This window comes from Amycolatopsis samaneae, from assembly GCF_039541975.1.
Lineage (GTDB): Bacteria > Actinomycetota > Actinomycetes > Mycobacteriales > Pseudonocardiaceae > Amycolatopsis > Amycolatopsis samaneae.
The window spans coordinates 23,409-37,144 of the sequence record NZ_BAABHG010000013.1 but is presented as its reverse complement, the minus strand read 5'-3'; the positions used below and the strand labels follow the sequence as shown (position 1 = coordinate 37,144).

The window sequence follows — 13,736 nt, the reverse complement described above, 5'->3', positions numbered from 1 at the left end:
TCAGGGTAGCTGGCGCGGTAGATCGCCCATCGTCAGCAGGGTCAGCTCGTCGTCGGCCAGCTGTTCCAGGTCCACCTCCGGCCCGGCGAGCCGCATCGCCTGCGCGCTGATCGCCTGTTCGAGCAGCCCGCGCGCGGACCGTCCATTGGCGAACCCGGCGCCCCGGTCGATCCCGGCCATCACCCCCGGCAACGCCGCGGCGAGGTCGGGCGCGAGCCGGTAGCCCTGCTTGGCCGCCATCGCGGTGAAGATCCCCGCGAGCTCCTCGTCGGTGTAGTCGGGGAACTCGACCGTGCCGCCGAAGCGCGAGCGCAGCCCGGCGTTGCTGTCGAGGAAGCGGTCCATGTCGGCCGGGTAGCCCGCCGCGATCACGATCAGGTCGTCGCGATGGTTTTCCATCTGGACCAGCAGCTCCGCGACGGCCTCCTTGCCGAAGTCGGTGGCGTAGTCCTGCACGAGGTTGTAGGCCTCGTCGATGAACAGCAGCCCCCCGACCGCGCGTTCGCACACCTCGCGGGTCCTTGGCGCGGTCTGCCCGATGAACTCGCCGACCAGATCGGGGCGCGCGACCTCGACCAGGTGCCCGGAGGGCAGCGCGCCCAGCTCGCGGTAGATCTGCCCCATCAGCCGGGCCACGGTCGTCTTGGCGGTGCCCGGGTTGCCGGTGAACACCAGGTGCCTGCTGCGCGGCGCCACCGGGAGCCCGGCGCCGCGGCGCCGCGCGTCCAGCCGGGTCTCGGCGACCAGCGAACGCACCCGCTGCTTGACGCCGTCGAGGCCGATCATGCCGTCGAGCTCGGCCATCAGATCCTTGAGGCCGCGCCGGGGCCCGGCGTCGTCGGTGACCGCGACCCCGGCCTCGCCGGCGGCGGGCAGGTCCGCGGCGACGAGGAGATCCAGTTCCGCGCCCTCGGCGCCGGACAGGCGGCCCGACTGCCGGGCAATGGTGGTCTCCAGCAGCCCACGCGCGGACCGGCCGTTGGCGAACCCCTTCCCCCTCGGAATGCGCCGGACGGCTTCGGGCAGCGCCGCGGCCAGGTCGTCCGCGAGCCGGTAGCCCTGCTTCGCCGCCATGGCACCGAAGATGCCCGCGAGTTCCTCGTTCGAGTAATCCGGGAACTCCACGCGTCCGGCGAACCGCGACCGCAGGCCGGGGTTCGTCTCCAGGAAGTCGTCCATCTCCTTCGGGTATCCCGCGGCGATCACCACCAGGTCGTCCCGATGGTTTTCCATCTGCACCAACAGTTCCGCGACGGACTCGGCGTCGCGGAGCTGGTAGGCCTCGTCGATGAACAGCACCCCGCCGACCGCGCGCTCGCACGCTTCCCTGGTCTTCTCGGCGGCCTCGTTCACATACCGGCCCGACAGATCGGAGCTGGTCACCTCGACGAGCTGACCGGACGGCAGCACCCCGAGTTCCCGGTAGATCTGGCCGATCAACCGCGCCACCGTCGTCTTCGCCGTGCCCGGATTCCCCGTGAACACCAGATGCCGGGTCCGGGTCGTGACGGCCATCCCGGCGTCGCGGCGACGTTTGTCCACCGCCATCTCGTCCACCATCGACCGCACTCGCTGCTTCACCGGCGCCAGCCCGATCATGCCGTCCAATTCGGACAGCAGCTCGTCCAGGCCCCGCCGGGGACCACCGTCGTCCGCCATCCCGACCCCGGACTCACCGGAGGCGGGCAGGTCGGCAGCGACCAGCAGATCCAGCTCGGCGCCGTCGGCGCTGGTGAGCCGGCTCGACTGGCGCGCGATCACGGCCTCCAGCAGGACACGCGCCGAGCGGCCGTTCGCGAACCCCCGGCCCCGGGGGATACGGCGGATCGCCTCCGGCAGCGCGGCCGTCATGTCGTCGGACAGCCGGTACTTCTGCTTCGTGGCCATCAACCGGAAGATGTCGGCCAGCTCGTCGTTGGAGAAGTCCGGGAACTCCACCTTGCCCGCGAACCGCGACCGCAGGCCCGGGTTGGTCTCCATGAAGGAGTCCATCTCCTTCGGGTACCCGGCGGTGATCACCACCAGATCGTCGCGGTGGTTCTCCATCTGCACCAGCAGCTCCGCGACGGCTTCCCCGCCGTAGTCGACATTGTCCCCCTTGGCACCCGCGAGGTTGTACGCCTCGTCGATGAACAACACCCCGCCCACCGCGCGCTCACACACCTCACGCGTCTTCGGCGCGGTCTCCCCGACGTATCGTCCGATCAGGTCCGGGCTGGTCACCTCGACGAGCTGGCCGGACGGCAGCACGCCGAGTTCCCGGTAGATCTGCCCGATCAGCCGCGCCACCGTCGTCTTCGCCGTGCCCGGATTCCCCGTGAACACCAGGTGACGGCTCCGCGCGGAAACCGGCAAACCCGCCTCGCGACGACGTTTGTCGATCGCCATCTCGTCGACCAGTGACCGGACGCGTTGCTTCACCGGCGCCAGCCCGATCATGCCGTCCAATTCGGACAGTAGCTCCTCCAGGCTCCGCCGCGGACCACCGTCGTCGGCCATCCCCACCCCGGACTCGCCGGAGGCGGGCAGGTCTGCGGCGACCAGCAGATCCAGTTCCGCGTCCGCCCGCACGGCGACCCGGCCCGACTGCCGGGAGATCACCGCCTCCAGTAGCACGCGCGCGGACCGGCCGTTCGCGAAACCGCGGCCACGCGGGATCCGCCGCACCGCCTCCGGCAGCGCGGCCGTCATGTCCTCGGCGAGCCGGTACTTCTGTTTCGCCGCCATGACGCGGAAAATGCCTTCGAGTTCCTCGTTGGAGTAATCCGGGAACTCCACGCGTCCGGCGAACCGCGACCGCAGACCGGGGTTCGTCTCCAGGAAGCCGTCCATCTCCTTCGGGTACCCCGCGGTGATCACCACCAGGTCGTCCCGGTGGTTTTCCATCTGCACCAACAGTTCCGCGACGACATCGTCACCCTTGGCCTTCTCGGTGAGATTGTAGGCCTCATCGACGAACAAGACCCCGCCCACCGCGCGCTCACACACCTCACGCGTCGTCTGCGCGGCGTCCTGATACGGCTGGCCCAGCAGATCCGGACTCGTCACCTCGACCAGATGACCCGAGGGCAGCACCCCTAGCTCCCGGTAGATCTGCCCGATCAACCGCGCCACGGTGGTCTTGGCCGTACCCGGATTCCCGGTGAACACCAAGTGGCGGCTGCGCGCCGACACCGGCAAACCCGCCTCGCGACGACGTTTGTCCACCGCCATCTCGTCGACCAGCGATCGCACCCGCTGCTTCACCGGCGCCAACCCGATCATGCCGTCCAATTCGGACAGTAGGTCTTCCAGGCTCCGCCGGGGGCCACCGTCGTCCGCCATCCCCACCCCGGACTCCCCGGAAGCAGGCAGATCCGCCGCCACCAGCACGTCCAGCTCGGCGTCCGGCTGTCCCACCAGGCGGCCCGACTGCTGGGCGACCGCGGCCTCCAGCAGGCCCCGCGCGGACCGGCCGTTCGCGAAACCCCGGCCACGCGGGATCCGCCGCACCGCCTCCGGCAGCGCGGCCGTCAGGTCCTCGCCGAGGCGGTAACCCTGTTTCTCCGCCATGACACGGAAAATGGCCTCGAGTTCCTCGTTCGAGTAATCCGGGAACTCCACCCGGTTCGCGAACCGGGACCGCAGACCGGGGTTGGTCTCCAGGAAGGAGTCCATCTCCTGCGGATACCCCGCGGCGATGACCACCAGATCTTCGCGGTTGTTCTCCATCTGCACCAGCAGTTCCGCGACGGCCTCCGCACCGAAATCGGAGTTCGAGCCCTTCGCGCCCGCGAGGTTGTAGGCCTCGTCGATGAACAACACCCCGCCCGCCGCGCGCTCGCACACTTCACGCGTCTTCGGCGCGGTGTCCCCGACGTACTGCCCGATCAGGTCCGGGCTGGTCACCTCGACCAGGTGTCCCGAGGACAGGACTCCCAGCTCGCGGTAGATCTGCCCGATCATCCGCGCCACCGTCGTCTTCGCGGTACCCGGGTTCCCGGTGAACACCAGGTGCCGGGTACGCGCCGCGACCCGCATCCCGGCCTCGCGGCGCCGCTTGTCGATCGCCATCTCGTCGACCATCGACCGGACCCGCCGCTTCACCGAGGCGAGCCCGATCATGCCGTCCAGCTCGGCCAGCATCTCTTCCAGGCTCCGCCGCGGGCCGGCGCCGTCGGTCATCCCGACACCGGCTTCGCCCGCTCCCGGCAGGTCGGCCGCGACCAGTGTCTCCAGCTCGGCCGCGTCCGCGCCCGGCGAAGCGGCCAGTCGTGAGGACTGCTTCGCGATCGCCGCCTCCAGCAGGCCACGCGCCGAGCGGCCGTTGGCGAATCCCCGGCCGCGCGGGATGGTCCGGACGGCCTCCGGCAGCGCCGCCACCGCGTCCTCGGCCAGCCGGTAGCCCTGGCTCTCGGCCACTACCCGGAAGATGCCGGCAAGTTCCTCGTTCGAATAGTCCGGGAACTCCACCCGCCCCGCGAACCGCGACCGCAGACCGGGGTTGCTCTCCAGGAACGTGTCCATTTCCTTCGGATAACCGGCCGCGAACACGACGAAGCCGTCGCGGTTGTTCTCCATCTGGAGCAGCAGTTCGGTGACCGCTTCGAGGCCGAATTCGTCGTACTTGTCGCTGACGAGGTTGTACGCCTCGTCCAGGAACAGCACGCCGCCCATCGCCCGCTCGCACACCGCGCGGGTCTTGACCGCGGTCTGGCCGAGATACTCGCCGACCAGGTCGGTGCGGGCCACCTCGACGACGTGTCCCTTCGCCAGTACGCCGAGCGCCTGGTAGATCTGGCCGACGAGCCGCGCCACCGTCGTCTTCGCGGTGCCCGGGTTGCCGGTGAAGAGCAGGTGACGGCTGCGCGTGGCCACCCGCAGTCCCGCCTCGCGGCGTCGCGTGTCGACCGCCATCTCGTCGATCAGCGAGCGGACCCGCTGCTTCACCGAGGCGAGCCCGATCATCCCGTCCAGCTCGGCCAGCAGCTCCTCGATCGTCTTGCCGCCCTTGGCCCGCACCGACTGCGCGAGCTGCTCGACGTCGGCCGGTTCGATGTGCACGGGCCCGCCCGGCGTGGCGCCCCGGCCGATGGCGTACTGGCTCGCCGCGGAGAGCAGTGCTTCGACGTCGCGCGCGTTCTCGGTCGTGCGGCCGTCCTGCGCGAGCCCGGCGAGCCGGTCCCGCACCGGGGGCGCCATGACGATGGCCCGGTCCGCGGCGAAGATGTCGAGCAGCGCGGAGATCGCCGCGGGCTGGGACAGGTCCGGCATCGGATAGACGAGCAGCCTCGGCATCAGCTCGGGCGCTTCGGTCCTGAGCAACGTCAGCAGGGACTCGGTCCCGGCGAGGGCGACCACCCGGCAGCTGCTCTGGTCGTGCGCCAGCGCGCCGAGATAGCGCAGGACCCCGGCGGGCGAGCCGGTGAACAGCGCGTCCGCCTCCTCCACCAGTATCGACGGCGGTTCGTCGCCGTCCAGGTTCTCGATGGCACGCCGCAGCTCGACGTCGGCCGCGGGCTCGTCCCGGCCGGCGAGCAGTTCGGGACCGCTGAGGTTCGTGGGTGCCAGGACACCGACGTCCGCGGCGTAGAGCGCCTCGGAAACGGCGCGGAACAGCCGCCGCTGCCCGGTGTGCGGCTTGCCGACGAACAGGATCAGCGGGTTCGGCTGTTCCTGCCCGGCGGTGCGCAGCTCGGCCTCGCGCTGCCGCCTCTCCCACGCCTGGTAGTCGCGCTCCCACTGCGCATAGGCGCGCTTGTAGTCCTCGTTCTGCTTCCGCTCCTGACTCGACCGCCGGAACCGGTTCCCCGCCGCGAGCAGGTCGAGCGTCACGGACCGGCTGTGCGCGGCCATGTTGCCGAGCAGATCGTGCTGACTGCCGCCCTGCGGCCGCTCCGGTTCGGGCGGCGGCGGGTCCGCGGGGTTCGACTCGCCCGCGTGCCGGGTCTGGTCCGCCCAGCTGATGATGCGGACCGACCGGTCGATGAAGGCGAGCGCCGACTCCGGCCCGGACACGAACCGGGTGCCGCCCCGCAGCGTCTCCACCACGACCGGTGGGCGTGCGGGCGGCGGGGTCTGCCCCGGCTGCGCGACGCGCGGCGGGGGCGCGCCCGTGGGCCCCGGCGGCGGAGCCGGCTGCGGCGGGAACGGTGGCGGTCCCTGCGGTGGGCCGGGCACCTGTCCGGCCGGCGGAACCGGTGGTGGGACGGGATTCTGGCCGGACGGCGGGCCGTAGCCGGGCGGGCGCGGGGGCGGCGGGGCCTGCCCCGGCGGAGGCACCAGCCGGGTGGCGCCCCGGTAACCCGGATCGGCGGGTGGCTGCCCGAACTGCCAGGGACCGCCACGGACACTCCACTGCCACGGCCGCCCTGGGACGAGCAGCCACGAAACCCCGTCCGGCGCGGCCAGCATCGTCGTCCTTCCGGCCGATGCCTGCCCCTCCGCGGCCTGGAACGGGTCCCACCCGGCGCGCGTCAAAACTCCCCCTTTTTGTCCGTTTCCCCAGCGTGCGCGGCTGATCACTCCGCGCCGGAGGCAGCATACGGGGCACCGGGGAACACACGGAACCCACCGCAGCACAGCGCCCGGCAGCCGGATACGGTCGAGCCGTGCTCCCCGACCCGTCCGGCGACCTGACCATCCGCCGCGCCCGCATCGCCGACGTCCGCAAGATCAAGACGCTCGTCGACTCCGACGCCGGTCGCGTGCTGCTGGAAAAGGACCTGGTCACGCTGTACGAAGCGATCCAGGAGTTCTGGGTCGTCGACGCGGGGGACGAGGTGCTGGGCTGCGCGGCGCTGCACGTGCTGTGGGAGGACATCGCCGAACTGCGCACCGTCGCGGTCGACAAGGCGGCGCGCGGGCGCGGGATCGGCCACGCGCTGGTCGACCGGCTCGTCCGGGAGGCGCGGGAACTGGGACTGAAACGGCTGTTCGTGCTGACCTTCGAGACCCATTTCTTCGCCGGGCACGGGTTCGTCGAGATCGACGGCGCGCCGGTGACTCAGGAGGTCTACGACGAGATGCGGCGGTCGCTCGACCCGGGTGTCGCGGAGTTCCTCGACCTGCCCTACGTCAAGCCGAACACCCTGGGCAACAGCCGGATGCTGCTGGAACTGGCGTCCTGATCGGACCGCGCTAGTGTCAGTTGTGGACGGTCACGGCACGCCGGGAGGACGGATGGACACCGCGGTCACCGATCACCTGCTGAGCACCACCCGCTCGGTACGCCGGAAACTCGACCTCGACCGCCCGGTCGAGCCCGAGGTGCTCCGCGACTGCCTGCGCCTGGCGCTGCAGGCGCCGACGCCGGGCAACGCGCAGGCGTGGCGCTGGCTGGTCGTCCGCGACCAGGGCGTCAAGGACCGTCTCGCCACGCTGTTCCGCCGCGTCGGCACCGCGTACCTGGAGTCGGTGATCCAGGCCGCGGGCGACGCGGTGAACCAGCTCCCGGTGGCCAGGGCGATCGCCTCGGGAAGGCATCTGCTCGACGTCATCGACCGCGTGCCGGTCTACGTGATCCCCTGTCTGCAGGGCCGCCCACACGGCGAAAACGCGCTGGATTCGGCGTTCTACGGCGGAATCTTCCCCGCGGTGTGGAACTTCCAGCTCGCGCTGCGCTCGCGGGGGCTCGGCTCGACGCTGACCACCTACCACCTCCGGCACGAGGCAGAGGCGGCCGGAATCCTCGGTGTGCCCGAGGGCTACACCCAGGTCGGCCTGTTGCCGGTGGCCTACACGACGGTGCCGGACTTCGCGCCCGCGCGGCGGATCCCGCTGGACGAGGTCGCCTACCTCGACGGCTGGGGCCGTCCGCTCGGCGGCTGACCGATGCCCAGCGCCCTGGACGACGCCGTCGCCGCCTGGATCGGCACGGTGCTGCCCGGCCGCCGCGTCGCGCGGACACGGACGCTGCGCGGCGGGTTCCGTAACCACAACGTCCACCTCGTCACCGACGACGGCGGACAATACGTCCTGCGCCGTGTCGCGCAGCGCGACACCTGTGGGATCGAAGCGGCGCTCGCCACCCGGCTGGCCGGGATCGCCCCGGTCCCCGAGGTGGTTGCCGTCGATCCGGACGGAACCGAGGCGGGACAACCGGTCCTGCTGTCCCGGTTCGTCTCCGGCGTCCTGCTGTCCGAGGCGCTCCCCACCGCCGACGCCGAGTGCCTCGGCCGGGCCGTCGGCGCGGTGCTCGCCGCGATCGGCACCGTGGTCTTCCCGCGGCCGGGCTTCTTCACCGGGGCGGATCTCGTGCCCGACGGCACCGAACCCACCGCGGACCTGCCCGCCTTCGTCGAACGCTGCCTGCGCGCCGTGGACGCGAACCGCGAACTCGGCCGTGCCGAGCGGGACGCCCTGCTCCGCCACGCCGAACACCGTGTCCCCCTGGTGGAGACCGTGCGCGGCTCACGCGCGCTGGTGCACTCGGACTTCAACCCCAAGAACCTGCTGGTCGCCCGCGACGGTGACGGCTGGGTGGTCAGCGCGGTCCTGGACTGGGAGTTCGCGTTCGCGGGTTCTCCGCTGTTCGACGTCGGGAACATGCTGCGCTTCCCCGAAGATCACCCACCGGCCTTCCGGAACGGGTTCACCCGCGGCTTCGCCGAAGCGGGCGGGGAACTTCCGGACGACTGGCCCGAACTCGGCCGCGCACTGGACCTGTTCGCCCTCGCGGACTTCCTCACCCGCCCGGCGGACCATCCGTTCTTCGGCCGGGCGGTCGCGCTCCTCCGGCAGCGGCTGCGCGATTAGGCTCGCGCGATCCGTAGAGTGATCTCGTTCCCGGCCTGGTTCACCGCGACCAGCTCGACCCGGCTTGCCGCGAACTCGGCGCGATTCGACCCGCCCTGGCCGGAGTGCAACTCGGCCGTGGTGCGCTCGCCCCGGCCCGGCTCGGCGAGGCTGACCGCGACGATCGCCTCACCCGCCCAGAAGCACTGCATCCCCGGACGGCAACGCGAATCGCCGACCAGACCGGTGAAGCGCACGAGGAAGTCCTTCGAGTCCAGCGCCGCCGCCTGCCCGTCCCGGAGTGTGAACTCCCGGTCGTAGCCGACGTCGAGGACCGAGGGCGCGCTCGTTCCCGGCGCCGCGGGTCCCGGCTGGGCGACCGGCTGGACCGGCCGCGGGTACTGCCCCGCCGCGAGCGAACTGCCCGCCCCAAGCGCGACCCCGGCGAGCACGACGATTCCGATGACCAGCTGCTTCCCATCCACGCCCCTACGACGGAACGGACGCGGCCGCGGGTTGCACGGGTTCACCGAATCTTCTCCACCAGCGCCCAGACGCCGCTCGACGGGTTGTGGCGGTGTTCCTCGCCGTGCACGGCTCCACACGACCTGCCGCGTTCGACGGCGTCCGCCACGCCGTCGGCGTAGTCCGCGAACCGCAGGGCTGTCTTGTCGTAACCGGGCACATGCTTGCCCAGGCGCTTCTTGACCTCGGAGTAGCAGGTCAGCGGCGCCGAACAGTCCTGGAAATGCAGCAGCAGCCAGTACTCGAAGCAGGGGTTCGAGATCGCCAGGTTGATGCGCGATCGCCGGGCGAGTGTCGCGGTTTTCTCCAGATCGAACTCGTCGACGTCGACAACACACCAGACCTCGTCATATACACCACGATCACGCATCGCCACCGCGTGCTTGACCACAGCTTCGGGAGCGGCCGCCTTCTTCTTGATGCTCACCGTGATCGCCGCATTGCGATATGCTTCCTTGAGCCCGTCGAAGTACGCCGGTTCGGTAGCTTTCGCCCCGCAGACCACAAGAAATGAAGAACGCGACGGCCGCACCGGAGTTCTCCGCCGCGATCTGTTTTCCCGACGAGTCATCTGCCCAGAACAGCGTCAGCGAAAGCGGTCGAAGTCAACACCGGAACCGCGCCATAACTTCCAGCAAGATAACGACGCTCCGTATTGTGCTCCTTGCGCGGTTTGAAATCAGAGAGCGGGTAGAGCTTGGTGACCCCTTCAGCACCCTTCTCCACGAACCAGATCTGCTCCCGTTCCAGCACGTGCTCACCCACCATCGTCCCCAGCAAGCTCGTGTCGTGCGTGGTGAAGACCAACTGGGCACCGCGAGAGTTCGTTTCCTCCTCTTGGAAGAGCGCGACGAGCCGCGCGGTGAGCATCGGATGAAGACTTGCGTCGATCTCGTCGACGACCAGCACACCACCGGAATCCAGAGCCTGGAGCACGCTGGGAAGCAGGTCGATCCACGAGCGAGTACCCGCGGACTCGTCGGCCAGGTCGAACAGTTCCTCGGCCCCGTGATGTGCCAGCTTCAGCTTCAACCGCGTTCGCCCTCCCGCTTCAGTGATCAACTTCAGCAGCTTGGCTTCGAACGAGGTAAACCCCTCGATGTCATAATCGCGACCGCCCTCGGCCGAGTCTTCCACCACTTCGAGCACCAGATCAGAAATACCCACATCAGCAGCGGAAAGAAAGGAAACGAGGCGCCGCCAAATGCGCTCGTCACCAGTCGCGAGCATCTCGACAACCGTCGGCACCGCCGAACGCGGCCCGTGGTCACCACCACTTCGAAAGAGGAGGCGGTGTACAAACCAGTGGTACACCGGCAGCAAGGCCTCGACCCGCGCCTGCGCGGCGACACTCAGGAACAACGCGTTGGGACGGCTCAGTTCCCGCAGTGCGTCCCGCTTGGCCTTCGACTCGTCGACAGTACTGCCGAACTTGATCGCATCGCCATCCCGCTCGAAAAGGATCCGCCGACGTTTTTCCGGGTACGAGTACAGCCATTCCTCGCGAACCACGTCATTGTCCAGCGTGAACCCATAGGTGTGGTTCACCCCGTCGATAACCAGCTCGACCACGAACACGGAGGCCAGCCGCCCGTCGGCACCCCGCAGGCGGAACGGCTTGCGGGGTATCCCGCCCTCGGCGTCCCATCGGGCGAACGACGACTCCACCGCTTGCCGCATGAACGACAGCCCGTCGAGCAGGTTCGACTTTCCCGAGGCGTTCGCGCCGTAGATCGCCGTCACCGGGACCACCGGACGCTCGTCGCCCGGCGCCGCGGGCATGAGCAGCAGCTCCTGCTCATCGAAGAACGAGCGATGGTTCCCCAGACGAAAGCTTCGGAGCATCCTGGACACCTCCCTGACGAGCTACCCGGCGTTCCGCGCAGAAAACCCGCACGAAACCGCCCCAAGCATACGCCAGGCGGCGGACAGGCTACCCCTCGTCGTCCGCGGGCGGTGCGTCGCCGCCGCGGATCATGAACAGCACGGACTCCAGCTCCTCCGGCTTGATCAACACGTCACGGGCCTTCGAGCCCTCGGATGGGCCGACCACGCCACGGCTTTCCAGCAGGTCCATCAGCCGCCCGGCCTTCGCGAACCCGACCCGCAGCTTCCGCTGCAGCATCGACGTCGACCCGAACTGCGAGGTCACGATCAGCTCCGCGGCCTGCAGCAGGACGTCGAGGTCGTCGCCGATGTCCGGGTCGATCTCCTTCTTCTCGCCCGCCTTCGCCGAGGTGACGCCGTCGTTGTAGTCCGGCTGCGCCTGCTCCTTCGCGAAGTTGACGACCGCCGAGATCTCGTCGTCGCCGACGAACGCGCCCTGGATCCGGACCGGCTTGCCCGCGCCCATCGGCAGGTACAGCGCGTCGCCCATGCCGATGAGCTTCTCGGCGCCGGGCTGGTCCAGGATGACCCGCGAGTCGGTCAGCGACGAGGTCGCGAACGCCAGCCGCGAGGGCACGTTGGTCTTGATCAGGCCGGTCACGACGTCGACCGAGGGCCGCTGGGTCGCGAGCACCAGGTGGATCCCGGCGGCACGGGCCTTCTGGGTGATCCGGACGATCGCGTCCTCGACGTCACGCGGCGCGGTCATCATCAGGTCGGCGAGCTCGTCGACGATCGCCATGATGTACGGGTAGGGCCGGTACTCGCGCTCACTGCCGGGCGGCGCGGTGATCTCCCCCGACTTCACCTTCTTGTTGAAGTCGTCGATGTGCCGGACCCGGTTGGCCTGCATGTCCTGGTACCGCTGCTCCATCTCCTCGACCAGCCAGGCCAGCGCGGCGGCGGCCTTCTTCGGCTGGGTGATGATGGGCGTGATCAGGTGCGGGATGCCCTCGTACGGCGTCAGCTCGACCATCTTCGGGTCGATCAGGATCATCCGGCACTCCTCCGGCGTCGCCCGCGCGAGCAGCGACACCAGCATCGAGTTGACGAAGCTCGACTTACCGGAACCGGTCGACCCCGCCACCAGCAGGTGCGGCATCTTCGTCAGGTTCGCGGTGACGAAGTGTCCCTCGATGTCCTTGCCCAGCCCGATCACCATCGGGTGGTTGTCCTTGACCGTCCCCGGCGCGCGCAGCACGTCGCCGAGCCGCACCATCTCGCGGTCGGAGTTGGGCACCTCGATACCGACCGCGGACTTGCCGGGGATCGGCGCGAGCAGCCGCACGTTGTCGGTCGCGACGGCGTAGGCGATGTTCTTGGTCAGCGCGGTGATCTTCTCGACCTTCACGCCGGGGCCGAGCTCGACCTCGTAGCGCGTCACCGTCGGACCGCGCGTGAAGCCGGTGACCTGGGCGTCCACGTTGAACTGCTCCAGCACCCCGGTGATGGCCTCGATCATCGCGTCGTTGGCCTTGCTGCGGGACTTCGGCGCGTCGCCGAGCTGCAGCAGGTCCGGCGGCGGGAGCTCGTAGTCGCCCTCGACGGTCCGGGTGACGGCCAGCGGCGGCTCGGCCGCCTTCTTCGGCTTCTTTTCCGGGATCTCGGCCGCGACGGGTTTCGCGGGCTTGGGCGGGCGCAACGGCGTCGGCGGCTCCGCCAGCGCGGCCTCGAGGTCGAGCTGCTCCCCCTCCGAACCGCTGGACTGACGGCGCCGCGACGGCTTGCGCAGGCGCACCGCCTTCGGATCCGCCTCGGTGACCGCGTCGCGTTCGGCCGCGATCGCCTGCCGCTCGGCCTCGGCGTCGGCGAGTTCCTCCTCGTCCATGCCCCAGGTGCGCAGCCGGTGCGGGATCTCCCGGACCGGCGTGCCGGTGAACACGAGGATCCCGAACACCAGCACCAGGATCAGCAGCGGCACCGCGACCCAGGTCGTGACACCCTTCGTGAGCAGCCCGCCGGAGAACACGCCGATGACGCCGCCGGCGTACATCCGCCCGTCGTTCGTCTGCGGCAGCCCGGTGAAGATGTGCAGCATCCCCAGCACGGCCAGGATGACCAGCAGGGTGCCGATGACCATACGCGGCCGGGTCTCGGGCCGGGGTTCGGAGCGCATGAGCGCGATCGCGATCACGATCAGCGCGAGCGGCAGTGTCACCGCGCCCGCGCCGAGGATCGCGCGGGCGCCGAACTCGACGCCCTCGCCGATCGGTCCCGCCGCGCGCCACCAGACGCCGACCGCGGCGATCAGCGCGACGGCGATGAGCCCCAGCGCGAGCCCGTCCCGGCGGTGTTCCGGCTCCAGCTCCCGGGTCCGGCCGACCGTCCTCGCCACCGTGCCCAGGCCCTTGGCCAGCAGGTTCCAGCCGCCGCGGACACCGCGGGCGAACGAGCCGGAGGATCGGCGCGGGGCGGGTTTGCGCGCCGGGGTCCGGCGGGACGGCGTCTTGCGCGCCGACGAACCGCGCGAACCGGATGAACCAGACGAACGCGGCTTCGCCGGGGTACGTGGCTTCCGCGCCGGTCCCTTGCCGCCGCTTCCCGTGCTCCGCTTTCTCGTCGCCGACCCGCTAGCCATGCCCTCTACGGTAACCGGCGAGCACCGTTCG

General features: G+C 70.0%; 8 protein-coding genes. 3 read left to right on the top strand and 5 right to left on the bottom strand.

Annotation, left to right across the window (positions count from 1 at the left end):
• The gene (locus ABD987_RS30730; protein WP_345401813.1) at positions 1–6,459 is read right to left on the bottom strand and encodes an AAA family ATPase; all 6,459 of its coding nucleotides are present in this window, start codon (positions 6,457–6,459) and stop codon (positions 1–3) included.
• Positions 6,460–6,590: 131 nt separating this feature from the next.
• Here ABD987_RS30730 and ABD987_RS30725 point away from each other — a divergent pair, with 131 nt between their 5' ends.
• Genes ABD987_RS30725 through ABD987_RS30715 form a run of 3 tightly spaced genes read left to right on the top strand, consistent with a single transcriptional unit; the run spans position 6,591 to position 8,736 of the window.
• Complete coding sequence (locus ABD987_RS30725) at positions 6,591–7,109, top strand: amino-acid N-acetyltransferase (RefSeq protein ID WP_345401810.1); 519 nt, start codon at positions 6,591–6,593, stop codon at positions 7,107–7,109.
• Positions 7,110–7,161: 52 nt separating this feature from the next.
• The gene (locus tag ABD987_RS30720) at positions 7,162–7,809 is read left to right on the top strand and encodes a nitroreductase family protein (RefSeq protein WP_345401807.1); all 648 of its coding nucleotides are present in this window, start codon (positions 7,162–7,164) and stop codon (positions 7,807–7,809) included.
• 3 nt (positions 7,810–7,812) lie between these two features.
• Positions 7,813–8,736, top strand: a complete 924-nt coding sequence (locus ABD987_RS30715) for a phosphotransferase family protein (protein WP_345401804.1) — start codon at positions 7,813–7,815, stop codon at positions 8,734–8,736.
• Here ABD987_RS30715 and ABD987_RS30710 read toward each other — a convergent pair.
• The 4 genes from ABD987_RS30710 to ABD987_RS30695 all read right to left on the bottom strand — a co-directional run bounded on the left by ABD987_RS30710 (position 8,733) and on the right by ABD987_RS30695 (position 13,705).
• Positions 8,733–9,200, bottom strand: a complete 468-nt coding sequence (locus ABD987_RS30710) for a hypothetical protein (RefSeq protein WP_345401801.1) — start codon at positions 9,198–9,200, stop codon at positions 8,733–8,735. The two genes, ABD987_RS30715 and ABD987_RS30710, sit on opposite strands and share 4 nt — an antisense overlap.
• A gap of 41 nt (positions 9,201–9,241) precedes the next feature.
• Entirely contained in the window at positions 9,242–9,745 is a 504-nt protein-coding gene (locus ABD987_RS30705; protein ID WP_345402438.1) for an RloB family protein, read from the bottom strand.
• Positions 9,746–9,807: 62 nt separating this feature from the next.
• Positions 9,808–11,085, bottom strand: coding sequence for an AAA family ATPase (locus tag ABD987_RS30700; RefSeq protein ID WP_345401798.1), 1,278 nt, complete (start codon positions 11,083–11,085; stop codon positions 9,808–9,810).
• Between the two features lie 88 nt (positions 11,086–11,173).
• On the bottom strand, positions 11,174–13,705 hold the full coding sequence (locus ABD987_RS30695; protein ID WP_345401795.1) for an FtsK/SpoIIIE family DNA translocase: 2,532 nt from the start codon (positions 13,703–13,705) through the stop codon (positions 11,174–11,176).
• Positions 13,706–13,736 lie beyond the last annotated feature (31 nt).

What these genes read in the sequence shown, in the direction of transcription:
- ABD987_RS30720 (WP_345401807.1), top strand. Translation starts at nt 7,162, where the DNA reads ATGGACACCGCGGTCACCGATCACCTGCTGAGCACCACCCGCTCGGTA.
- ABD987_RS30715 (WP_345401804.1), top strand. Translation starts at nt 7,813, where the DNA reads ATGCCCAGCGCCCTGGACGACGCCGTCGCCGCCTGGATCGGCACGGTG.
- ABD987_RS30700 (WP_345401798.1), bottom strand. Translation starts at nt 11,085, where the DNA reads ATGCTCCGAAGCTTTCGTCTGGGGAACCATCGCTCGTTCTTCGATGAG.
- ABD987_RS30695 (WP_345401795.1), bottom strand. Translation starts at nt 13,705, where the DNA reads ATGGCTAGCGGGTCGGCGACGAGAAAGCGGAGCACGGGAAGCGGCGGC.